Annotated in this window: 22 protein-coding genes; 1 reads left to right on the top strand and 21 read right to left on the bottom strand. The window is 45.9% G+C overall.

Annotated elements, in window-relative coordinates:
• Window positions 1–24 precede the first annotated feature (24 nt).
• Entirely contained in the window at window positions 25–1,599 is a 1,575-nt protein-coding gene (locus tag EAE30_RS08505; protein ID WP_123015537.1) for a lytic transglycosylase, read from the top strand.
• Between the two features lie 33 nt (window positions 1,600–1,632).
• Here EAE30_RS08505 and EAE30_RS08500 read toward each other — a convergent pair whose 3' ends face one another.
• From EAE30_RS08500 to rpsB, 21 genes are all read right to left on the bottom strand, one after another.
• A complete protein-coding gene (locus EAE30_RS08500; protein ID WP_123017310.1) occupies window positions 1,633–2,478 on the bottom strand; it encodes an endonuclease/exonuclease/phosphatase family protein in 846 nt (281 codons plus the stop codon).
• 82 nt (window positions 2,479–2,560) lie between these two features.
• Entirely contained in the window at window positions 2,561–2,899 is a 339-nt protein-coding gene (glnB, locus tag EAE30_RS08495; protein ID WP_077311394.1) for a nitrogen regulatory protein P-II, read from the bottom strand.
• Window positions 2,900–2,994: 95 nt separating this feature from the next.
• Window positions 2,995–3,303 (bottom strand): c-type cytochrome, encoded by a 309-nt coding sequence (locus EAE30_RS08490; RefSeq protein WP_123017309.1) that lies wholly within the window; start codon window positions 3,301–3,303, stop codon window positions 2,995–2,997.
• A 46-nt stretch (window positions 3,304–3,349) separates the two neighbouring features.
• A complete protein-coding gene (gene tilS / locus EAE30_RS08485) occupies window positions 3,350–4,666 on the bottom strand; it encodes a tRNA lysidine(34) synthetase TilS (RefSeq protein ID WP_123015536.1) in 1,317 nt (438 codons plus the stop codon).
• Window positions 4,667–4,769: 103 nt separating this feature from the next.
• Complete coding sequence (gene accA, locus EAE30_RS08480; RefSeq protein WP_123015535.1) at window positions 4,770–5,729, bottom strand: acetyl-CoA carboxylase carboxyl transferase subunit alpha; 960 nt, start codon at window positions 5,727–5,729, stop codon at window positions 4,770–4,772.
• A 42-nt stretch (window positions 5,730–5,771) separates the two neighbouring features.
• On the bottom strand, window positions 5,772–9,251 hold the full coding sequence (dnaE, locus tag EAE30_RS08475; RefSeq protein ID WP_123015534.1) for a DNA polymerase III subunit alpha: 3,480 nt from the start codon (window positions 9,249–9,251) through the stop codon (window positions 5,772–5,774).
• 76 nt (window positions 9,252–9,327) lie between these two features.
• On the bottom strand, window positions 9,328–9,948 hold the full coding sequence (rnhB, locus tag EAE30_RS08470; RefSeq protein WP_123015533.1) for a ribonuclease HII: 621 nt from the start codon (window positions 9,946–9,948) through the stop codon (window positions 9,328–9,330).
• A complete protein-coding gene (lpxB, locus tag EAE30_RS08465) occupies window positions 9,941–11,089 on the bottom strand; it encodes a lipid-A-disaccharide synthase (protein ID WP_123017308.1) in 1,149 nt (382 codons plus the stop codon). The genes rnhB and lpxB overlap by 8 nt, the downstream gene beginning before the upstream one ends.
• A 128-nt stretch (window positions 11,090–11,217) precedes the next feature.
• Window positions 11,218–12,006: an acyl-ACP--UDP-N-acetylglucosamine O-acyltransferase gene (gene lpxA, locus EAE30_RS08460; protein ID WP_123015532.1), complete on the bottom strand. Its 789-nt coding sequence runs from the start codon at window positions 12,004–12,006 to the stop codon at window positions 11,218–11,220.
• A gap of 1 nt (window position 12,007) precedes the next feature.
• Window positions 12,008–12,439 carry a 3-hydroxyacyl-ACP dehydratase FabZ gene (gene fabZ / locus EAE30_RS08455; RefSeq protein ID WP_199287100.1) on the bottom strand — a complete coding sequence of 144 codons (432 nt, stop codon included), beginning with the start codon at window positions 12,437–12,439 and terminating at the stop codon, window positions 12,008–12,010.
• Window positions 12,440–12,553: 114 nt separating this feature from the next.
• Window positions 12,554–13,585: a UDP-3-O-(3-hydroxymyristoyl)glucosamine N-acyltransferase gene (gene lpxD / locus EAE30_RS08450; RefSeq protein ID WP_123015530.1), complete on the bottom strand. Its 1,032-nt coding sequence runs from the start codon at window positions 13,583–13,585 to the stop codon at window positions 12,554–12,556.
• A gap of 8 nt (window positions 13,586–13,593) precedes the next feature.
• The gene (locus EAE30_RS08445) at window positions 13,594–14,103 is read right to left on the bottom strand and encodes an OmpH/Skp family outer membrane protein (RefSeq protein WP_123015529.1); all 510 of its coding nucleotides are present in this window, start codon (window positions 14,101–14,103) and stop codon (window positions 13,594–13,596) included.
• A gap of 14 nt (window positions 14,104–14,117) precedes the next feature.
• Window positions 14,118–16,532, bottom strand: coding sequence for an outer membrane protein assembly factor BamA (gene bamA / locus EAE30_RS08440; protein ID WP_123015528.1), 2,415 nt, complete (start codon window positions 16,530–16,532; stop codon window positions 14,118–14,120).
• Window positions 16,533–16,579: 47 nt separating this feature from the next.
• Window positions 16,580–17,938: a sigma E protease regulator RseP gene (gene rseP, locus EAE30_RS08435; protein WP_123015527.1), complete on the bottom strand. Its 1,359-nt coding sequence runs from the start codon at window positions 17,936–17,938 to the stop codon at window positions 16,580–16,582.
• Window positions 17,935–19,143: a 1-deoxy-D-xylulose-5-phosphate reductoisomerase gene (gene ispC, locus EAE30_RS08430; RefSeq protein WP_123017307.1), complete on the bottom strand. Its 1,209-nt coding sequence runs from the start codon at window positions 19,141–19,143 to the stop codon at window positions 17,935–17,937. Before ispC ends, rseP begins: the two co-directional genes overlap by 4 nt.
• A 51-nt stretch (window positions 19,144–19,194) precedes the next feature.
• Window positions 19,195–20,040, bottom strand: a complete 846-nt coding sequence (locus EAE30_RS08425; protein ID WP_123015526.1) for a phosphatidate cytidylyltransferase — start codon at window positions 20,038–20,040, stop codon at window positions 19,195–19,197.
• A gap of 15 nt (window positions 20,041–20,055) precedes the next feature.
• Window positions 20,056–20,808, bottom strand: a complete 753-nt coding sequence (locus EAE30_RS08420; protein WP_123015525.1) for an isoprenyl transferase — start codon at window positions 20,806–20,808, stop codon at window positions 20,056–20,058.
• 99 nt (window positions 20,809–20,907) lie between these two features.
• A complete protein-coding gene (frr, locus tag EAE30_RS08415; protein WP_123015524.1) occupies window positions 20,908–21,465 on the bottom strand; it encodes a ribosome recycling factor in 558 nt (185 codons plus the stop codon).
• 25 nt (window positions 21,466–21,490) lie between these two features.
• Window positions 21,491–22,231 (bottom strand): UMP kinase, encoded by a 741-nt coding sequence (gene pyrH / locus EAE30_RS08410; RefSeq protein ID WP_123015523.1) that lies wholly within the window; start codon window positions 22,229–22,231, stop codon window positions 21,491–21,493.
• A gap of 164 nt (window positions 22,232–22,395) precedes the next feature.
• Window positions 22,396–23,238 carry a translation elongation factor Ts gene (gene tsf, locus EAE30_RS08405; RefSeq protein ID WP_123015522.1) on the bottom strand — a complete coding sequence of 281 codons (843 nt, stop codon included), beginning with the start codon at window positions 23,236–23,238 and terminating at the stop codon, window positions 22,396–22,398.
• Between the two features lie 132 nt (window positions 23,239–23,370).
• Window positions 23,371–24,099 carry a 30S ribosomal protein S2 gene (gene rpsB, locus EAE30_RS08400; protein ID WP_123015521.1) on the bottom strand — a complete coding sequence of 243 codons (729 nt, stop codon included), beginning with the start codon at window positions 24,097–24,099 and terminating at the stop codon, window positions 23,371–23,373.
• Window positions 24,100–24,204: the final 105 nt, after the last annotated feature.

Genomic DNA, 24,204 nt, shown 5'->3' with positions numbered 1-24,204 from the left:
CATTCAGAAATAAGGCTGTCTTACATGCGAGTACATTTTCCTTGGGTCGTGGCTTTGTTGCTCTCGGGCTGCCAAGCCATCCCACCCGAGCACCAATCCACTTCGGAGACGAATGGGGATCCGACAACGTCTCAGACCGGGACGCCGGCAACGATACAAAGCCCAGCTCAACCGGTCGCTAAATCTGTAAAGAAGCCACGTAAACAGACACCACAAGAACAAACCGACTTGTGGAAACGCATTGGTATGCAGTTCAAACTGCAAGTTCCCAATACAAAGTCTGTACAATATTATCGCACTTGGTATTTAACCCATCCCAAACATTTGCAAATTGTCGCAGAGCGCGCCAAACCCTTCCTGTATTTAATTACACAAAAAATTGAAGATCGGGGGTTACCTCTGGAACTGGCATTGCTGCCTGTTGTTGAGAGCGCCTTCGATGCCTTTGCGTATTCCCACGGAAGTGCCGCAGGTTTATGGCAGTTTGTGCCAGCGACGGGCAAAATGTATGGTCTCCAGCAAAATTTTTGGTATGACGGCCGCCGAGATGTGGATGCAGCCACCGATGCAGCGCTGTCTTATTTAACCGTACTCGGAAAACGTTTTGATGAAAACTGGTTTCAAGCCATTGCTGCCTACAATAGTGGGGGCGGCCGTGTTTCACGAGCCATTCGACAAAATCGCCGACTCAACAAACCGACGGACTTTTTCTCGCTCGACCTTCCTGAAGAAACCAGTGGTTATGTACCCAAGCTCTTAGCTTTAGCGGACATCGTCGCGCATCAAGAAAAGTATGGAGTGGAGTTACCGCTGATTCCAAATAAGCCGGTATTACAACTGGTCGATCCGGACGAACAATTAGATCTTGCGATTGCGGCGAAATATGCAGGCATGTCGGTCAAAGAACTGCAAAGTTATAACCCCGCTTACAATCGCTGGGCGACGGCACCGAATGGCCCACATCAACTGTTAATTCCCGTTGGACACGTTGCTGAATTCAAGAAAAGCTTGGCAGCCCATGCGGGGCAAGGCTTGAAACTCGTTCGTTATAAAGTCAAAGCGGGTGACAGTTTAAGTGTGATCGCCAAACAACACCGTACGACCACACAAGTCATAGAAAAAGCGAATAACCTTTCCGGCTCCACCATCCGTGTCGGTCAATATTTGATGATTCCAAACTCCGTAAAAGACGCCAAAGCCTATGCGCTCACTGCGAAAAATCGTTTACGCCGATTACAGTCGATGGCACGAGGTCAGTATAAAATACTGCATACCGTCGCTTCTGGTGAAAGTTTGTGGACGATCGCTCGCAAAAATAATGTGCCCTATCGCTCACTGGCGAAATGGAATGGTATGAGCCCACTCGATACGTTGAGCATCGGACAGAAATTGGTGATTTGGAAAGATAGCTCAGAAGGTGCGATTATACGTACGGTCAACTACCGCGTACGTGACGGCGACACCATCAGTGCAATCGCAGCCAAGTTCAAAGTGAAAAGCAAAGATATTATTCAATGGAACAATTTAGCCAATCAAAAATATCTGCAGCCTCACCAAAAACTGAAACTGTATGTGGACGTAACCAAAGTCAGCATCTAACAAAAAAAGAGTCCAGCAATGGACTCTTTTTTTTTACTCAAGTTCAAACGACACCAGCATCGGATTATGATCGGAGGCATCTGACGTCGGAACCTGGGCTTTTTTCAACGTCAATCCTCGATAAAATACGTGATCGAGAACTAACCCTGTCATAAAACGAATGCGGTTATCAGGATGAAAAGAGACCTCCTTGAGCCCCATTTCCGTGAGCGCCTTATGCAGCACACGCATACGTTTATCACTCCAACTATTGAAATCACCAGCAATAATGATCGGCCCTTTATGTCGAGATAAACGATCAATAAGCCGCTGAATTTGCTCTTTATACTGAGCGGTTCCATACGTAAAGTTCACCGCGTGGATATTCACACTGGCCAGCGTTTGCCCATTACTGAGCGCGTATTCGGCATAAATACCCGATTTAGGCAAACGAATCCATGGCTCAACTTCCGTATAAGCACACGCCAAACTGGGCATCGTTTTCGCTAAGTTAAGCACCCCAGTCGAATCTCCCAAAATACGAAAGGCGTTCGCTTGCGTGCCATCCCAATGGTGTCGATTAATCCAATCCTTGAGACGATTGGTCATACTGGCCTCTTGTAAAAAGACCAGATCCGAATGCTGACTATACCGACTGAGTGCTTTGGACCACTGTTGCCGCTTTTGTTTGTAAATATTCCAAACTAATAAATTCAAACGCCCATTTTTATCAATGTGGGCAGACGATGGACTTTGGTAACAAACACTCGGGCTGACTTGTTTATCACGATTCACGGTCAGTAATTGTGGGTGTCTTGGCACAGAGAAGACGGATAAAAAACTCGTCACCCCTGAGCCAATAACCAACAAACCTGAATAAAAAACATATCTTTTTTTCATCGCGTTACCCCGCATAAAATAAGGAGCTGCTGCTCCTTATTACTCTCTTCACCAAGGTGGTCTACATCACTAGAGCGTCGGGTTAAATCGCCTCTTCGTCTTCTTCGCCAGTACGAATTCTCACCACGCGAGCAATGTCGGTGATAAAGATTTTACCATCGCCAATTTTACCCGTTTGTGCAACTTCAATGATGGTGTCCACGCACTGATCCACCACATCATCGCCCACTACGATTTCAAGCTTCACTTTTGGTAGAAAATCGACCATATATTCAGCGCCACGGTACAACTCAGTGTGACCTTTTTGACGACCGAATCCTTTTACTTCCGACACCGTCATCCCAGTAATCCCGACATCCGCCAATGCTTCACGAACATCATCAAGCTTAAATGGCTTAATAATCGCTTCTATTTTTTTCATGTTCATCCCTTAAACGTCTTTATCAACGGCATTATTATTCAGCTGGAAAAAACAATCAAACGAAAATCTGCTGTCTAATACCCTTGGTATATTGGTTACAAGTTCGCAAAATACGCGGCAATATCATCAATATCTTGATCACTAAGCCCGGCAACTTGTGATTTCATCATGCCTGCCAAACCGCCCGTCCGACGGCCTTTTTTATAGGCCTGCATCGATTCGACAAGGTACTGTTCATTCTGCCCTTTTAGATTGGGGTAGCCCGGTATGACCGCCACGCCATCTTTCCCGTGACACCCTAAACATCTCGCCGCCTTATTTTGCCCCGCAGCTGGATTACCAGCCGCATACGTTTGAGCACTCAAGCACACGCCGATGACCAAAGCGAGTGACCATACTTTCATTGACATTTCTCTCTATTCCTTCCTTTTCAGGCGAGCCCCTATAAAATTAATCTCGTTGCCATTTGAGCGTATATTCTTGACCTGAAAACGCCTGCGACACAAACAAACCCGCGACAGCAACGACCTGTTCATCATATAAAATAATCGGATACTGCCGTCTATGCCAGCTAGGAATCCCCATTTCTTGATAAAGCTTCTTTAATTTTCTCCGTCCGGCTCGCCCTTCAGGCTTAGCTTCGCGCCCACTCGGATCAAATGACACCCGCAATCGACTCGGTTCATATCCCTTGGGTAAGGTCATTGCAAGCCCATCTCCCGACCCAGTCTGTAAACTGAGCGTACCTAAATGATTGGGTAAATGCAGGGGACAATCACAATGCAATACGTGTTGCCACTGACTGATATCATCGTGATGAGGCACACAGTACAAGCGCCCTTGAAAGCGGCGAATATGATGTTCCCCCAAATTAAGCAAAGGATTGGCATCTTGATCGGCTTGCGCCACCTCATCCCATATCATTTGGGTATGGCGGCGGCTTGGCATTGCTACTCCCAGCCGATTCAACCAATGACGAAAAAGTTGATGACGCACAGCCGCAGACTCATCACATAGAGCTTGGATCGCTAAACTTTTATCCTCATGAAGAAGTGACTTAAGTTTATCTTTTAATAAACTCGCCATAACGTCTTCTTGTTCAGCGCACAACTCGGCTGAACGTTGAATCGAGGCATGAATATTAGGCCAGCGCGCGATCAAATTCGGCGTAATTTGATGGCGTAAAAAATTGCGATCAAAGCGCTCATCTTGGTTACTTTCGTCGCTCACCCATTGGAGATGGTGTTGCGTGGCATACGCTTCAATCTCGCTTCGGCGATGCGTCAATAAAGGTCGTAAACGCTGGCCATCGGCAAAGCGGTCGCATTTCGCCATCGCCGCCAAACCTTTCGGGCCACTGCCGCGCTTCATCGCGAGCAAGAATGTTTCCAATTGATCGTCTGCATGCTGACCAAGCAGTAAACAGGTTTCGGCTTGAACATGTTTCGCAAGCAGTGCATAGCGTGCCTCGCGCGCCACCTGCTCAAGACTCATGCCGGACTCTCGTTGAATGTCCGCATACTCGGTCACCACAGGAATCCCCGTTTGCTCTCCCCAGTATTGACACCGCTGAGCCCAATCGTCAGCATTTGGACTTAAGCCGTGGTGCACATGGACAGCCAAACATTCACAATGATGTTCCCGCTGATAACGCGCCAATAGATCCAGTAATACCCGTGAATCAACCCCGCCACTAAAGGCTAATACGAACCGAGTCGACGGCATTGCGCGCAATTGCTGCTTAAACGTGGTGTAAAGAGAACTCATAATCATCTTCTAAGAGCGGTCGGGTATTCAGTCTACCGCGTTGTTTGAAAAACAAAAAGGGCTGACCTTAGTCAACCCTTTTTCATCCAATCTTGGCGAAAACTTAGCAGTAACCGTATTGCATTAAACGGTTATAACGACGATCCAAAAGTTCGTCTGATGATAAGTTATCCAGCTCAGCAAGCTGACGCAACAATGTTGATTTCATATTTGCGGCCATGAGTTTGTAATCACGATGAGCGCCACCAAGAGGCTCTTCAATGATTTCATCGATAAGCTCCAGTTCTTTCAAACGTGGGGCTACCAAACCCATCGCATCAGCTGCTTGAGGGGCTTTATCAGAATCACGCCATAAAATCGATGCACACCCTTCCGGTGAAATAACCGAGTAGGTCGAGTACTGCAACATGTTGACATAATCACCCACACCGATCGCCAAGGCGCCACCAGAGCCGCCTTCACCGACCACGTTACAAATCACTGGAACATTCAGACCAGACATCACTTTTAAGTTGGTTGCGATCGCTTCCGATTGACCACGTTCTTCTGCGCCAACACCAGGATAAGCACCAGCCGTATCAATAAACGTAATGATCGGCATATTGAAGCGCTCAGCCATTTCCATCAAACGCTTCGCTTTACGATACCCTTCCGGTCTTGGCATACCAAAGTTACGCTTCACTTTTTCGCGTGTTTCACGGCCTTTCTGATGACCGATAATCATCACAGGACGACCATCTAAACGAGCCATACCACCGACAATCGCTTTATCATCGGCAAATGCACGATCACCGGCAAGTTCATCGAACTCAGTCAACATCTGTTCCACGTAGTCCAATGTATGAGGACGCTGTGGGTGACGGGCCAGTTGAGCAACCTGCCAAGCGCCTAAATCACCAAAGGTTTTCTTTTTAAGCTCTAGGCATTTTTTCTCTAACTGTTCGATCTCTTTATCAAGATCCACAGCCGTATCACCACCGTGAACAGAGACATCACGCAGTGCCTGAATTTTGGCTTCCAGTTCTACAATCGGTTTTTCAAAATCTAGGAAATTGAGGCTCATCTAACGATCCTTTCTTACTCAACTGCTTATCTATCGTTGAGTCTAGTTAAATTCAAGTTCTACCTGGTCATTACCAAGTAACTGTTTTAATTCATCTAACAATGTATCGTTGGGCGTGACACGCCACTCGGTACCAAGAGCTATCCGTGCACGTGCATTCGCGCGCTGGTAATATACATTGACAGGAACTGTTCCTGCTCGGTGAGGTTCTAATATCTCATTAAAACGCTCAAAAAACGACCCATTTACTTGTGATTGTTCAAGTGATAGCGATAGGCCCCGGGCATATTTTTCACGCGCGCTGCCCAAATCCATGACTTCACGCGCTGACATTTTAAGACCACCATTGAAGTCATCAAAGCTGACCTGTCCGGAAATTACCAGTATTTTATCTTTTTCCAATAATTCCGCATAGCGATCTAGCGCATCAGAGAACAACATGACCTCCATTCGTCCCGAACGGTCATCAATGGTCATTAATCCAATCCGCGAACCACGTTTTGTGGTCATTACGCGAGCTGCAATCACCAACCCAGCGACGGTCACTGACTGATCGCGACGTGTTGGTACCGCCTCGTTCAGGCGACAATCCGTGTAGTTTTTGAGCTCACGTACATATTCGTTAACCGGATGTCCGGTTAAGTATAGTCCAAGGGTATCTCTTTCCCCTTCTAGCCATACTTTTTCTGGCCACTTAGGGACTTGTATGTATTTTTGCTCGACTTCTTCAGGCGCATCCATCAGCACACCAAACATGTCCGTTTGGCCGTAAGACTCCGCCTGATGGAATTGGTGCGCAGATTTTACCGCTTCTTCAACCGAGGCCATCATCGCCGCACGGTGTGGACCGAGACGATCTAACGCTCCGGCTAAAATCAGTTTTTCAATAACACGCTTATTCACGCGTTTTAAATCGACGCGGGCGCAGAAATCGAACAAATCTTTAAAATACCCGCCTTTTTCGCGAGCTTCTAAAATAGCATCGATGGGGCTCTCGCCCACGCCTTTGACTGCGCCAATACCATACACGATTGCTCCGTCATCGTCGACGGTAAAACGATACTGCCCCACATTGACGTCAGGAGGCAATACCGAGAGCTTCATGCGCGCACATTCATCGACCAAACCAACGACTTTTTCGGTGTTATCCATGTCGGCCGTCATCACGGCCGCCATAAACTCCGCAGGGAAATGGGTTTTTAGCCATAAGGTCTGATACGACACCAATGCATAAGCGGCGGAGTGAGATTTGTTAAAGCCATAACCTGCAAACTTCTCAACCAAATCGAATATTTTCATGGCAAGTTCGCCATCAATACCGTTTTCTTCCGCTCCCTTTTGGAAAATAGCCCGTTGCTTGGCCATTTCTTCCGGCTTTTTCTTACCCATTGCACGACGCAACATATCCGCGCCGCCTAAGGTATACCCCGCTAGAACCTGAGCAATCTGCATGACCTGTTCTTGGTACAAGATAATGCCATACGTCGGTTCGAGAATTTCTTTTAACGACTCATGCTGCCACTTTACATCGGGATAGGAAATCTCTTCATTACCGTGCTTACGGTCAATAAAGTTATCCACCATCCCCGATTGCAATGGCCCGGGACGGAATAAAGCCACCAAAGCGATGATATCTTCGAAACAGTCTGGCTGGAGGCGTTTGATCAACTCTTTCATTCCTCGTGATTCCAGCTGGAATACGGCGGTGGTTTCTGAGTTTTTCAAAATCGTAAAGGACGCGGGATCTTCCAAATTTATCGCATCAATGCAAACCGGCTCTAAGCCTTGTTTTTTCTGACGTGGGTTAATCATACCCAACGCCCAATCAATGATGGTGAGGGTACGCAAGCCTAAAAAGTCAAACTTAACAAGACCTGCGGTTTCCACATCATTTTTATCAAACTGGGTAACCGGATGATTGCCTTCGGCATCACAATACAAAGGGGCAAAATCGGTGATCGCAGTGGGAGAAATCACCACCCCACCCGCGTGTTTACCTGCATTTCGAGTCGATCCTTCCAAGATACGACACATGTCGATAAGTTCTTTGATTTCCTCATCGCCTTCATAGGCTTCCACCAATGCAGGTTCCGCTTTAAAGGCCTTTTCCAGCGTCATTCCGGGATCAGGCGGCACCATCTTTGAAATACGATCCACAAAGCCGTAAGGATGCCCAAGAACCCGGCCCACATCGCGAATTACCGCTTTTGCGGCCATCGTACCAAAGGTAATGATCTGCGATACGGCATCTCGACCATACATATCCGCCACGTGGTCGATCACGAGATCGCGCTTATCCATACAAAAATCGACATCAAAGTCGGGCATGGAAACACGTTCTGGGTTCAAGAAACGTTCAAACAGCAAATCGTAGCGCAACGGGTCTAAATCGGTAATTTTCAACGCGTACGCCACCAAGGAGCCCGCACCGGAGCCTCGACCTGGTCCCACAGGAATATCGTTATCTTTTGACCACTGGATAAACTCCATAACGATCAAAAAGTATCCGGGGAAGCCCATTTGGTTGATAACGCCTAACTCTCGCTCTAAACGCGCATCGTATTCCGGTCGTTTCGCTTGTCTCTCTTTCTCATCGGGATAGAGAAATTCCAAGCGCTCTTCTAATCCTTCCCAAGATTTCTTGATCAGAAAATCGTCTATTTCTAAACCGCCAGTTGGGAAATTCGGCAAGAAATACTCACCAAGACGAACCGTCACGTTACAACGTTTGGCAATCTCGACGGTATTTTGTAGTGCTTCTGGAATGTCGGCAAACAGCTCACACATTTCGTCTTCACTACGCAGATATTGCTGCGGGCTATAATGTTTGGGACGACGAGGGTCCACTAGGGTATAACCATCATGAATCGCAACACGTATCTCATGAGCGTCGAACAAATCTTCTGAGAGGAACACCACATCATTCGTCGCAACGACAGGAAGATCATAGTCATGCGCGACATCTAAGACAAAGTGCAAGTAATTCTCTTCGTCGAGGCGACCTGTTCGGGTTAATTCTAAATAGAAATGATCAGGAAAATGCGTCTGATAGAACTGGGTGCATTCCTGCACTGTTTCCATATTGCCTTTGAGTAAAGCTTGACCAATTTCCCCCCACTTACCACCAGAGAGAATAATCAGGCCCTCAGCGTACTTGGCTAACCATTCTTTCTCGATAACAGGCTGGTGCTGGACATGTCCACGTAGATAAGCATCCGAGATCAGCAGGGTCAGGTTTTTGTAACCAATATTATTTTTTGCCAACACCGTGATTTTGGTCAGTTCATCCCCAAAGGCGGCTGAACGCATAGCAAAATCGGCACCAATGATCGGTTTAACACCATTTTTATGGGCATTATCATAAAACTTAACCAATCCACATAAGTTAGTGAAATCGGTCAATGCCATGGCTGGCATACCCATCTCAGCCACTTTCTTAACTAATGGCGGCACTTTGCCTAAGCCATCGACCATGGAGTAGTCACTGTGAATGCGTAAATGAATAAACTTGGGGTCTGACATTCAATTTAATCCTGGCTACTAAGCGTTATATTGGTTCATAGTTATGTTACGAGAAATAGACGGCGAACAACAGCGTTTACGCAAGCCCTAAAGCGCGCTTAACCGGTCCAAAACTTTTACGATGCTGCTCAATCACGCCATGTTGCTCTATTGCCGCAAAATGGGCTTTGGTGGGATAGCCTTTATGCTTGGCAAAACCGAACTGGGGATATTGCGCGTCGAGCTCGTCCATTTCTTTATCCCGCACCACTTTGGCAATAATGGACGCGGCACTGATTTCTGCCACGCGCAAATCCCCTTTCACCACGGCTTGAGCCGGCATGGGCAATTCAGGGGTACGATTACCGTCGATCAACACCATCTCAGGCGTGACAGGCAGTCCTGCAACAGCACGTTGCATCGCGACCATTGTGGCTTGCAAAATATTAAGCTGGTCGATTTCCTCAGGAGAACAGCGCCCAACCGACCATGCCAATGCGTTAGCCTTGATTTCAACAAATAATGCTTGGCGTTTTTTATCCGACAGTTTTTTTGAGTCGGTCAACCCAGCAATGGGACGTAACGGGTCAAGAATCACCGCGGCGGTCACCACATCTCCCACTAACGGCCCTCGACCTACTTCATCGACTCCAGCAAATACGCGAAAGGTTGGCGGGTATTCAAAAGGGGGTAACTCTTGTTTGGCAGCATTAGGCATGAGATCGTCCAATCAGGTTTAACACAGCTTGAGCGGCTTGCGTATCAGCGTCTTTACGAATCCACTGGTGCATGTCATCAAATTCATCCAGCATGGCCTGATTCTCGCTATCCAGTAGCTGCGCGACATGATACGTCAGATTATCCACCGTACATTCTTCTTGAAGTAATTCTTTGACTAATTCCTTTTTCGCCAAAATATTCGGCAATGACACATAATCGGTTTTCAGTAAACGCTTGGCCAAAAAGGCAGTGATCGCATTCACTTTGTAGCCGACAACCATCGGTCGTTTCAGTAACATGCACTCCAAAGCTACCGTTCCAGAAGCCAACATAACCGCATCTGAGGCGGTGATAACATCAGTGGCCGTATCGTTGACCAGTACAAAGTTAAGCTCTGGTGCGACCCGTTGCCATACTTCTTCAAATTCGGCGCGGCGCTTTTCATTCACCAAAGCCACGACAAATTCCAGCCGATCGTGAGATTGCTTTAGTCGGCGACACGTTTCAATAAACGGCTCCGCTAACAACTTCATCTCCGCCCCACGACTGCCAGGCAAGACAGCCAACCATTGAGAATGAGGATCTAACCCCAGTTTCGCTTGAGCCGCTGTTTTATCGGTACGCATCGGGATGGCGTCAGCTAGGGTATGGCCAATAAATTCACAAGGCACATTAAAGCGATCATAGAACGCTTTTTCAAACGGTAGAAAGGCTAAAACTAAGTGTGTTGCGGCGGCAATTTTGTGAATGCGATTTTGCCGCCATGCCCATACCGATGGACTCACATAATGCACGGTTTTGATGCCCGCATCTTTTAAATTGCGCTCTAAACGTAAATTAAAATCTGGCGCATCAATGCCCACAAAGACATCGGGCGGATTGTCAGTAAAATAACGAACTAACTCGGCTTTGATCTTTAATAAACGCGGCAGGCACCCTAAAACTTCAACCAGCCCCATCACTGATAACTCTTCCATATCGAACAAAGATTCGCAGCCAAGTGCCTTCATCTTTGGGCCGCCAATGCCGACAAACTCAGCCTGGGGATACTGAGCTTTAATGGCTTTGATAAAGCCCTCTCCTAAGGTATCGCCCGACATTTCTCCGACAACAATACCGATACGCAATGGTTTTTCCAACGTGCTCATCCTCTGGTAACACTCACTAGGGGCAACTTTATGGATAAAGACTCAGAAGTCCCTATTCATAAAATACAAAAGATCGCTCCTCGAAAGCAGCGATCTTTTTATCTCAAGCCACACTCCGATTAACGAATAATACCGCGTGTGGAGTTTGAGAGGAAATCAAGAAGGTGCTGAACAACAGGGAAATCTTCAGCATCTTTCGCGATTTCAGTCTTGGCTTCAGCTAAAGTCAGTCCCGAACGATACATCGCTTTGTACGCACGACGAATGGCATGAATCTGAGGCTTTTCAAAACCACGACGCTTTAACCCTTCGATATTCACACCAAATGGTGCGCAGTGATTGCCTTGCGCCATCACAAAGGGAGGAACATCTTGCACAACGATAGATCCGCCACCTAGCATCGCATGAGCGCCAATTCGACAGAACTGATGAATCGCACACATTCCACCAACAATCGCATTGTTCTCCACGATCACGTGTCCAGCTAAGGTCGCATTATTGGCAAAGATGCAGTGATCCCCAACGATGCAATCATGAGCGACGTGGGCATTGATCATGAACAAGTTATTACTGCCAACCTGCGTCAGTCCTGAATCTTGGATGGTGCCTCGGTGCATAGTGACACTTTCGCGGATCATATTGTTGTCGCCAATGACCAAGCGCGTGTCTTCCCCTTTGTATTTCAGGTCTTGGCACTCTTCGCCGATAGAAGCAAATTGGAAAATACGGTTGCCTTTACCAATTTGAGTCGGGCCTTTAACCACAACATGCGAGGTTAGTTCGGTGCCTTCACCAATCTCAACTTTGCTATCAACGTAGCAAAATGGGCCGATTTTGACGTTAGCGCCAATCACGGCTCCCTCTTCAACCACCGCGGAAGGATGGATTTGTGCTGATTCGTGGATCATATTAAAACTCTCGACGCGCACATTTTAGTTCAGCCGAACATACCACTTCACCATCAACAGTTGCGGTACCATTGAATAGCGCGATACCTCGACGCTCTTTTAAGAAATCAACTTTTACAATTAATTGATCACCGGGTAATACTGGGCGACGGAATTTCGCGTTATCAACGCTCGCGAAATAATACAATTCGTTTTCTTTTGGCGCACCAAAGGTTCTAAACGCTAATAAGCCAGTCGCTTGTGCCATAGCTTCTAAAATAAGCACGCCAGGGAAAACCGGTAACTGGGGAAAATGCCCCGTAAACTGTGGCTCATTGACTGAAACGTTTTTTAGACCTACTAAATAATTGCCTTCTTCATAATCCGTTACACGATCAATTAATAAAAATGGGTAACGGTGAGGAAGGAGAGACTGAATTTCAGTAATATCCATCGTTTTCTTTTCGGTAGTCAAAGTCATAGTCCTATTCATTATATCAAGATTATCTGCGGGCATTATAGACGAAAAAAGCTCGCGACATGCGAGCCTTTTTAATAAAAAAGCGAATTAAACGTCTGTTTTTTGCTCACTCTGCTTTTCTAAGGTCCGTAATCGCTTGAAGAGATCATCAATACGATGTACGCGAGCGGCTGTTTTCCGCCACTCTTTATTGGTTTGTAATGGGATACCAGAGGAATAGACGCCTTTCTCTTCGATACTACGCATCACCATTCCCATACCGGTAATGGTCACCCCATCAGCAATTGAAATGTGACCATTAAGCACTGCTGCGCCACCAATAATACAGTACTTACCAATGCTGGTGCTTCCGGCAACAATGGTTCCACCAGCTATCGCGGTACCATAACCGATATGCACGTTATGCGCGATTTGCATCTGGTTATCCAGAATCACATTATCTTCAATGATGGTGTCATCAAGCGCACCACGGTCAATCGTCGTACACGCACCAATCTCAACTCGATTACCAATGATCACCGAGCCCAGTTGAGGGATTTTCACCCACTCACCTTTCTCATTGGCATAACCAAAGCCATCCGAACCAATCACAGTATTGGCTTGCACTAAACAATGCTCACCAATCACAACATTGTGGTAAATAGAAACATTTGACCATAATTTGGTATGTTGACCTATTTTGGCATTTTTACCAATGAAACAGCCGGCGCCAATTACCACATCATCACCCAGCTCTACACCGGACTCAATGACCGCATTCGCGCCGATTGAGACGTTGTTACCAACGATAGCGTCATCGGCAATCACTGCCGTTTTTGCAATGTCGACTGCGGGCGAAGGCGTCAAATCCAAAGCCTGTGCAACCCGAGCAAATGCAACGTAAGGATCCGGCACAACGAGTACGTTAGACGAACATAAATCGCGTTCTGAGGCTTTCACCATGATAACGGTTGCTTTGCAATCCGCGAGGTATTGGCTGTATTTTGAGTTCGACAAGAAAGAAACATCGCCTTCCCCTGCGCGCTCCATCGGAGATACTGATGAGACGACCGCATCACGATCGCCATAAAGCTCTCCGCCTGTAATAGTCGCCAATTCGGCTAACGTTAATGTACTCATAGTTTCGATTACTTAATAGATTTAATGACTTCTTTAGAAATATCGTATTCAGGCTTGCCATATTGCATCGCACTGATATCAATGATCATATCATAGCCATCTTTTTTCGCGACTTTTTGCACGGCATTTTGAATGACTTTAAACAGTTTTTGTTTTTCTTGTGCTTCACGACGCTGAGTCGCTTTCTCTAAAGATTGACCTTTAATTTTATAATTGCTTTGTAACTGGCTGATTTCAACACGTAATTTATCACGATCATCATCGCTCATCAGTGAAGAGTCACGCTTAAGCTTTTCCATCTTTTTTTCAGCTTGAGACTTAATGCTTTTCAGCTCTGCCGCTTTATCTTTAAATTCCGACTGCAATTTTTGTAGTACGACTTTACGTTGTGGCAACTCATGGAACACTTGAGCGGTATTAATATAGCCAATTTTTTGCGCTGCTTGAGCCGCATTGGCAAAAAATGAAGAGCTAAGAATAACGAGGCTTACACCTGCTGCTTTGAAGATATTGTTCAAAATTAAATCCCCTATTAAAAGGTTTTGCCAATGGTGAAGGTAAAGAATTCTTCATCATCACCTTCGTATTTTTTAATTGGTTTCGCCACAGAAAAGACCAACGGTCCCATCGGTGAAATCCACTGTAGTGCAGCACCATACGATGAACGATATTTGGTTGGATCCGAATAATCGTAGTAGTACTTATTGCCGTACGAGGCGCCATCTTTGTTATATTGGAATTCAGTATCCCACACACTCGCCATATCAAAGAAGACACTGGTGCGTATTTGATTTTGCATCTCTTCAGACACAAATGGCGTTGGCACAATCAGTTCAGCACTGGCTAACGCTACCGCGTTCCCGCCGACTGACTCTTTGGTCGCAATTTCGGTACCGTTGTTGCTATCAGAGTAGCTACGATATACCGCTCGTGGTCCGGCAGAGTTTGAACTAAACCCTCGCAAGGTCGAAAAACCACCCGCATAGAAGTTCTCATAGAACGGATAGAGGTTATCTTGACCGTCCGTCTTACCGTAACCATTGCCGTAACCTAAACGCCCACGCAGAAGCAAGGTGTAATCTTGTTTTTCTGTTAATGGGAAGTACTGGCGTACGTCGTATTGCATCTTGTAATACAACGCATCTGACCCCGGTACTGTCATGTCATAATACGCACGCTGATAGTTCCCTTCTGTCGGGAAATATCCTTTGTTCAAGTTATTGCGTGTCCACGTCAAACTCACATCAAAGTCATCGGTTTCCAAACTGCCATCACTGGTCAAGTTGCTTTGCTGAGACTGCAAGAATTGCTCGACCTGCACATACGGTCTTAAGTTACCGATCTTATTATGTGTATAGCCTACACCAAACTCAAATCGATTAAGTTCATCGAACGGAAAGCCCCACGTTAATTTACCGCCATAACTGGTATTGTCGTAATCCACAATCCCCGCATCAGACGCTTCAAATTTATTCAGGAAGACTTTTCCACCTAAGCTGACCCCATCAAGAGTCCAATAAGGATCACGATATTCTAAGGTAATATTTTTCTGATAATCATTGGTGGTGGCACTGACACTGACGCGATTACCGGTTCCCAAGAAGTTATCTTGCGTTAAACCAACTTGGAAACTCACACCGGACTCGGTGCCGTAACCAACGCCAAAGTTCACACTGCCTGAGTTCGCCTCTTCAACACTGTAAACCACATCGACTTGATCGGCACTGCCTGGAACACGTTGCGTTTTAACATTCACCGTTTTAAAGAAACCTAAACGGTTCAGGCGTGACTTACCAGTCTCTACCGATTTTGAGTTCAACCAGCTGCCTTCCATTTGACGCATTTCACGGCGCAGAACTTCATCTTTGGTGATGCTATTACCGACAAAACGGATATCTCGGACGTACATCCGTTTGCCCGGATCAATTTGCACCACTAATGAGACTTGTTGTTTCTCATCATCAAATTTAGGGATAGTGCGAACTTTAGGATACGCGTATCCGGCTTCACCCAAGACTTTCTTGATATTTTCTTCTAGCGCAGTTACGGCGGCACCATTGTAGGTACTGCCCATCTTAAACTTCACCAGTGATTCGAACGTGTCTTTTTTACCGATTAAATCGCCTTTAAATTCCACGCTGTTCACCGTATAAGGTTTACCTTCATGAACATTTAGAGTGATATACACCCCTTTTTTGTCAGGGGAAATAGACACGTTGGCCGATTCAACTTTGAACTTCAAATAGCCGCGATTGAGGTAAAAGCTCTTCAACTTCTCTAAATCGCCCGCTAATACCTGTTTCTGGTATTTGTCGCTCGACATGAAATTCCACCAAGATACATCCGCATCTAAGTCAAATTTCGCGCGTAACGTATCATCGGAAAACACATGGTTACCGAGGATATTAATCTGTTTAATCTTTGCGGAAACACCTTCAGTAAAGACAAATTTGAGATCGGCACGATTTCGAGGCAAAGGCGTGACAACCGCTTTTACTGTCGCATTGTATTTACCAACACTGTAGTAAAAATCTTCTAGCGCTTTTTCAATACTTCTTAATTTCGTTCGATCGAGCGACTCCCCCACTTGAATACCCGAGGCATCCAAGTTTTTTTGTAATTGTTCTTTTTTCACGGATTTATTACCGGAGAAAGAAACACTAGCAATCGTTGGGCGCTCTTTAACTTGTACCACTAAGGTCGAGCCATCACGATAGACTTTGACGTTTTCAAAGTTGCCGGAAGCATAGAGGGATTTAATAATATCGGAGATATCTTGAGAATCGACACTGTCACCCACTCGTACTGGCATTTTTAGCAATGCAGCACCTAAAGCGACACGTTGTAATCCCTTAATCTGAATATCTTGAACAACAAAGTTTTCAGCACCATGTGCGGACATGCTTGTTGCGAGCAGTGTCGAGAGGAGAATTTTTTTCATCGCCATACTTGTTTGAGTTATTCCTTACTACAACCCTTGCCCAATGCGTAAAATCACAGGCGAGTAAAATCGTTAAATATTGCCACGGCCATTAAAGAAAAAATGATGGCGCCACCAATGCGATATCCCATTTCTTGAACTTTTTCAGAAACCGGACGGCGAATAATCGCCTCAATCGCGAAGAACAACAAGTGCCCTCCATCGAGCATTGGTAATGGGACTAAGTTAATAATGCCTAAATTAATACTAATCAGTGCTAAAAAGCCCAAAAAGTAGACTAAGCCGTAATCAGCGGTAGCTCCCGCTCCTTTTGCAATGGAGATGGGGCCACTGAGGTTATTCAAACCAACATCACCAACCACAAGTTTTTTCAACATACTGAGAGTGAGATCGATGACCTGCCCAGTTTTATCAATCGCTTTCCCCACCGACTCAACCACACCATATTGCAGGTCAAAACGGTAATTGGCCGGCCATTGTGCAACGTTCGGTGAAATACCTGCAAAACCAACAACTTGGCCATCAGCAATTTTTTTACGCTCAGGCACCAATGTGACAGCCACTTCCCGTCCATCACGCATGACGGTCACATTCAGTGGCTTATTCGGGTGTGACTGAATACGGCTCACGACTTGTTGCCAATCTTGTACTTGCGAGCCATCAATGGCTGTCAAGGTATCTCCCGCTTGCAATCCCGCCTTTGCACCAGCGCCATTCTCTACAAGGTTAGCCAGTGTTAGAGAAATTTTGGGACGATAAGGTTTAAAACCTAACGCTCCCATAGCAGACTCTGATTCTGGGTTAAAGTTCCATGAAGAGAGGTTGAAAGTTTTGTTTTCTTTCATGCCAATGTCATCCGGAGAGGCCACCGTCAACGTGACTTGCTTGTCGCCGATATGTGAGGCCAACTGCATGTTGACCGCCTCCCAATCTGGCGTAGACACGCCTGAAACCGAGGTAATTTGCATACCGGGCGTCAAACCACCTTGAGCCGCGATCGAGTGCTGTTCTACACTACCAACCACCGGTTTTACGGTCGGCGTTCCGATCGTAAACACTAACCAATAAGCAAAAATAGCAAAAAGAAAATTAAATATCGGCCCCGCGCTCACAACCGCAACGCGTTGCCAAAGTGATTTATGATCAAAGGCTTGGTGTAATTGATCGTCCGGCACCGTCTCTACACGGCTGTCGACCATTTTGACATAACCGCCTAATGGGATCATCGCGATGGTATACACCGTGCCGTCTTTACCGACACGTTTCCATAATGCCTTGCCAAACCCGATAGAAAATGTCTCAACCTTAATACCACAACGGCGAGCCACCCAAAAATGACCAAATTCATGAACGGTCACCAAAATGCCTAATGCCACAATGAATGAGACTAAATTCCAAATGATGCCACTCATAGTAAATGCTCTTTTAATACTTGCTCGGCCAATCGTCGTGCCATTGTATCGACCTCGAGTAAGCTTTCCAAGTCATGAGAATGTAACGAACTATTGGCGGTACAAACGCTCGACAGTACCATGTTATTCACCGTACTAATGTCAGTAAACCGAATTGCACCCTGCAAAAATGCGTCAACTGCTACCTCATTGGCAGCGTTCAAGGATGTTGTCGCATGTTGTCCTTCATAACAAGCATCAATTGCCAATTTGAGACATGGGTAACGCTGATAATCCACTTCAAGGAAAGTTAATTCACTCAATGCGGTAAAATCGAGCGGTTTGACTCCAGCTGAAATACGCTGTGGGTAATTCATCGTCACCGCAATCGGCGTCGCCATCTCTGGTTCGCCCATTTGGGCTAACACCGAACCGTCTCGGTACTGCACCATCGAGTGAATCACGGATTGAGGATGAATGACTACTTGCAGTTGTTCACGGCGAGTATTAAAAAGCCAACGCGCTTCAATATACTCCAACCCTTTATTCATCATCGTGGCGGAATCGACTGAGATTTTAGGCCCCATTGACCAGTTAGGATGCGCGATCGCTTGTTGTGGCGTGACCGTATCTAACGTAGCGATCTCGCTATAGCGAAAAGGCCCGCCTGAGCCTGTCAGTAAAATTGAGGACACCCCAGCACTGTCTAAATCACAGCGCCCCATGCGCGTTTGAATATCCGTAGGTAAACACTGAAAAATCGCATTGTGTTCACTGTCTACGGGTAACAACTCTGCCCCGTATTGCTCGACCGCGTTAATAAATAGCTGTCCAGACATCACGAGCGCTTCTTTATTGGCGAGCAAAATACGCTTACCCGCTTTTACAGCGGCCATCGTAGGCATTAATCCAGCAGCCCCGACAATCGCCGCCATCACCGTATCCACTTCTTCTAAAGCCGCGACTTGGCACATGGCCTGTTCACCGTACAGCACTTCGGTACGCGTGCCGGATTGCTTGATCAACACTTGCAATTCTTGGGCGGCCTCGGCGGTCGCCATCACCGCATATTTAGGTTGCCATCGATGACACAACTGCTGCATTTTTTCGACGTTCTTGCCTGCAACCAAAGCCACAATAGAAAACTGTTCTGGATTTTCAGCGACCACGTTTAACGTGCTGTCACCAATTGAGCCAGTGGCTCCGAGAATCGTTAACTTACGCATAGTGAGACCATTATTTAGCCAAAAAGGGCAAGCCATAGCTTGCCCTCTGATTTAGAGAATGAAATATAGGAAAGCGAAAACAGGAAACGCAGCGGTTAAGCTATCAATACGATCTAACACACCACCGTGTCCAGGAATGATATGACTGCTATCTTTAATGTTTGAGACGCGTTTGAACATACTTTCGACTAAATCACCTAATACTGAAATGATTGCCGTGCAGAAAATGACAAAATACATTGCCAAATCTGAACTAAATTCGATCTCAAAGGCTTTCGCCAGCCCAGTACCAACGAGCACAGCTAAAATCAAACCACCAGCAAGCCCTTCCAACGTTTTATTCGGACTGACCGCTGGGGCCATTTTATGTCGCCCCAAAAATTTACCCGAGAAGTAAGCACCGCTGTCCGCGGTCCAGACGATTAGACAAACAAAAATCACCAACTGCGCACCATGCCACATGTTCACAGACATGGCCTCGGCTCGTAAAAATACGATACTCCAATAAAAAGGCAAAAGGGTCAATATACCAAAACAATGGCGCAGACTGTTACAGCGTTCCCATCCAGGACGAGAACGTGGATAAGTAATCGCAAGAAGGCTGGCGATAACCCACCAAGCCGTTCCAATCAACAAAATAGAATAATGGCGAGTGGTTAAATCATTTAAGCTGGACATTGTGGGCTGGACCCACCAAACACTGGCCCCACTGACAACCAAAGCGGGAATTAAAGCCAAAGTACGTGATTGAGGAGCATTTACAAATTGAGTCCACTCCCAAAATCCGATCAAGGTAATGACTGCTAATGCAGGCATAAACCAAGCAAGGGGCAAATAAATAATGCCCAAAAGAACAAGAGGGGCAAGTATGAGCGCTGTAATAATTCTTTGCTTCAAACTTTCGATCCTATTTTATTTTTCCATTAGCGCTTTAATTTGCTCACCAGTACAACCAAAACGGCGTTCACGATTCACAAACCAAGAAATAGCTTCAAGTAAGCTATGCTCTCCAAATTCAGGCCAATAGATAGGGGTAAAATACATTTCTGCATAAGCCATTTGCCACAGCAGAAAATTACTAATTCGACATTCACCACTGGTGCGGATCAGTAAATCCACATCGGGTAAATCAGACATCACAACATGCTTTGCAAGCATGTCTTCCGTAATATCATCAGGGAGGAGTGTTCCTTCTGCGACTTGATGAGCTAAGTGTTTGGCCGCTTGGGTGATATCCCATTTGCCGCCATAATTGGCTGCAACATTCAAGACCATGCCAGTATTGTGCTTAGTCAGCGCTTCCGCTTGCGCAATTTTGTTTTGTAATCGTTGACTAAAACGAGACACATCTCCGACTATCTGTAATCGTAGATTATTTTTGTGCATACGTTTGACTTCGGACGACAAGACCGCGATAAAGAGTTCCATCAATACCCCGACTTCCTCTTGAGGGCGTCGCCAGTTTTCACTGCTAAACGCAAACAGGGTAATCGCTTTGATCCCAAGTTTAGCCGCAGTAGAAATGGTATTGCGAACAGCATCTACGCCTTTTTTATGGCCAAAAACACGTGGTTTCCCTCGCTCTTTTGCCCACCGGCCGTTGCCATCCATAATGATAGCAATATGTTGAGGTAACACCTCAGATGAGAGTTGTGAATCTAGCATTATTAATTATTATAGTATTTTGAAACCAAAGACGTATCGTCATAATAAATAAACGCTGCACTGTACGTACAGCGTTTACTCTATGGAGAGAAATGAGGCTTATACTTCCATCAATTCAGCTTCTTTCTTCGCAAGAACTTCATCAACACTTTTCACCGCTGAATCCGTCATTTTTTGGATTTCTTCTTGTGCTTTACGGTCTTCATCTTCCGAGATTTCTTTCTCTTTCAATAAGCCTTTCAGGTCACTGTTCGCATCACGACGAATGTTACGAATAGCCACACGACCGCCTTCTGCTTCGCCACGTACCATTTTCACTAAATCACGACGACGTTCTTCTGTTAGTGGTGGAAGAGGAACACGAATAACCGTGCCTGCTGACATCGGGTTCAAACCCAGATCCGCCGTCATAATGGCTTTTTCTACTTTCGGCGTCAGCTCTTTATCAAAGACAGTGATTGCCAAAGTCCGTGAATCTTCCGCGATAACGTTGGCCACTTGGTTCAATGGCGTTGGCGCACCATAGTATTCAACTGAAATACCGGCCAAGATACTCGGGTGAGCACGACCAGTACGCACTTTGCTTAAATTATTTTTCAGCGCTTCTACGCTTTTATTCATGCGCTCTTGAGCGTCTTTTTTGATCTCATTAATCACGATATCACCTTACTATTGTTCGTCTCTAGAGTGATTTTACTTCAGCGCTGATTAGCGTACCTTCAGTTTCGCCCATAACAACACGGCGTAATGCACCTGGTTTGTTCATGTTGAAAACGCGGATTGGCATTTGATGATCACGAGCAAGCGTAAATGCTGCTAAGTCCATCACCTTCAGCTCTTTTTCAAGTACATCATTATATGCCAGCTTATCATAAAGCTGAGCGTCTGGGTTGGCTACCGGATCAGAATCGAAAACACCGTCGACTTTGGTCGCTTTTAGAACAACGTCCGCTTCAATTTCAATACCACGTAAACATGCCGCTGAATCCGTCGTAAAGAATGGGTTACCAGTACCAGCCGAGAAAATAACAACTCGTCCGTCACGCAATTGACTGATAGCTTCCGCCCAGTTGTAATCATCACAGACGCCGTTTAACGGAATCGCTGACATTACACGAGCATTCACATAAGCACGATGCAGAGCATCACGCATCGCCAAACCATTCATTACCGTCGCGAGCATCCCCATGTGATCCCCAACAACGCGATTCATGCCTGCTTGAGCAAGCCCTGCGCCTCGGAATAAGTTACCACCACCGATAACAACCCCGACTTGAACGCCAAGTTCAACCAGTTCTTTGACTTCCTGAGCCATCCGATCAAGTACGGCTGGATCTATACCAAAACCTTCTGAACCTTGCAGTGCTTCACCGCTAAGTTTTAACAAAATCCGCTGATATGCTGGTTTGGGGTTCGTTGTCATGGTCTTACCTTTCAAAAAAGAGTGGTTAATTAACAGTCAAGAATTAATTCTAAAATAGATAATACGCCTTAAGAATCAATTCGTGACGGCAAATTCCCTTTGCGATAGTCGTGAAAAGACCGCAGCCTTGGCTACGGTCTTTAATTAGGCTATATCGCTAAGAATTAACCTTTTTGAGCTGCTGCAACTTCTTCTGCAAAGCTCATTTCTTCTTTCTTCTCGATGCCTTCACCTACTTCTAGGCGAACGAAACCAGTTACAGTTACGCCAGCTTCTTTAAGCATGTCGCCAACTGTTTTCTTTGGTTCCATAATGAACGGCTGACCTGTTAGAGAAATTTCGCCAGTGAATTTCTTCATACGGCCAACAACCATTTTCTCTGCGATTTCCGCTGGTTTGCCTTCGTTCATTGCAATTTCAACTTGAACTGCTTTTTCTTTTTCAACAACATCAGCAGGTACATCTGATGGTTGTAGGTATTCTGGACGAGACGCAGCCACGTGCATTGCAACGTGACGTAGTGTTTCTTCATCACCTTCACCAGCGACAACAACACCGATTTTCTCACCGTGACGGTAAGAAGCCGTTTTCGCGCCTTCTAGGTAAGCAACACGACGTACATTTACGTTTTCGCCAATTTTAGCAACAAGTTCAACACGAACTTGTTCAAATTTTGCTTGTAGGTCTTCGATAGACAGCTTCTCAGCCGCAGCCGCTTCTGCAACTTCGTTAGCAAACGTTTGGAAGTTACCATCTTTTGCTACGAAGTCAGTCTGACAGTTGATTTCAACAAGTGCAGCAAAACCTTCACCGTCTTTGATGATGATCGTACCTTCAGCAGCAACGTTACCTGCTTTTTTAGCCGCTTTAGCAGCACCGCTTTTACGCATGTCTTCGATCGCTTGTTCGATGTCGCCATCAGTAGCAACAAGCGCTTTTTTACATTCCATCATACCCGCGCCAGTACGGTCGCGAAGTTCTTTAACTAGAGCAGCAGTAACAGCCATTCTCTATTCCTCGGTTTAATTCTGGATGTGGTAAAAATTAGGGGCCGATGTTAAGGCCCCCAATGCTAACTATAACCTAGTTTACGTGGCCATTTGATGACACACCAAGCTAAGTATGACTAAGAGCCGTAATTATTCAGCTTCTACAAAGCCGTCTTTTTCAGCAACTTCAGCAACGTTTTGGTTGCGACCTTCATTCACAGCTTCAGCAGCAGCGTTTAGGTAAAGTTGTACTGAACGGATTGCGTCATCGTTACCAGGGATGATGTGGTCGATACCATCTGGGTTAGAGTTAGTATCAACAACAGCGATAACTGGGATGCCTAGGTTGTTTGCTTCTTTAACTGCAATGTGCTCGTGATCCGCATCGATTAGGAAGATCGCATCAGGAAGACCATTCATGTTTTTGATACCGCCAAGAGACTTTTCAAGTTTCTCCATTTCGCGAGTACACATAAGAGCTTCTTTTTTAGTCAGCTTGTCGAAAGTACCGTCTGCAGCTTGTACTTCTAGGTCTTTTAGACGTTTGATTGACTGACGAACTGTTTTCCAGTTAGTTAGCATGCCGCCCAACCAACGGTTGTTCACGAAGTATTGGTCACATGCAATTGCAGCGTCTTTAACAGCTTCAGATGCAGCGCGTTTAGTACCAACGAAAAGAACTTTACCTTTTTTCTCGCCTAGCTTAGAAAGCTCAGCAAGTGCTTCGTTGAACATAGGTACAGTTTTTTCTAAGTTGATGATATGAACTTTGTTACGAGCACCAAAGATGAATGGCTTCATTTTTGGGTTCCAGTAACGAGTTTGGTGACCGAAGTGAACACCAGCTTTAAGCATATCGCGCATTGATACAGTTGCCATTATATAATCCTCTATATGGGGTTAGGCCTCCACATCCCCCATGTCTCCGACTCTGTCTAAGCAGAGCACCCCGGAACACGTGACGGAATGTGTGTGATTTAAGTT

It is taken from the genome of Vibrio zhugei (genome assembly GCF_003716875.1).
GTDB lineage: Bacteria > Pseudomonadota > Gammaproteobacteria > Enterobacterales > Vibrionaceae > Vibrio > Vibrio zhugei.
This window is presented reverse-complemented; position numbering and strand designations above follow the sequence as displayed.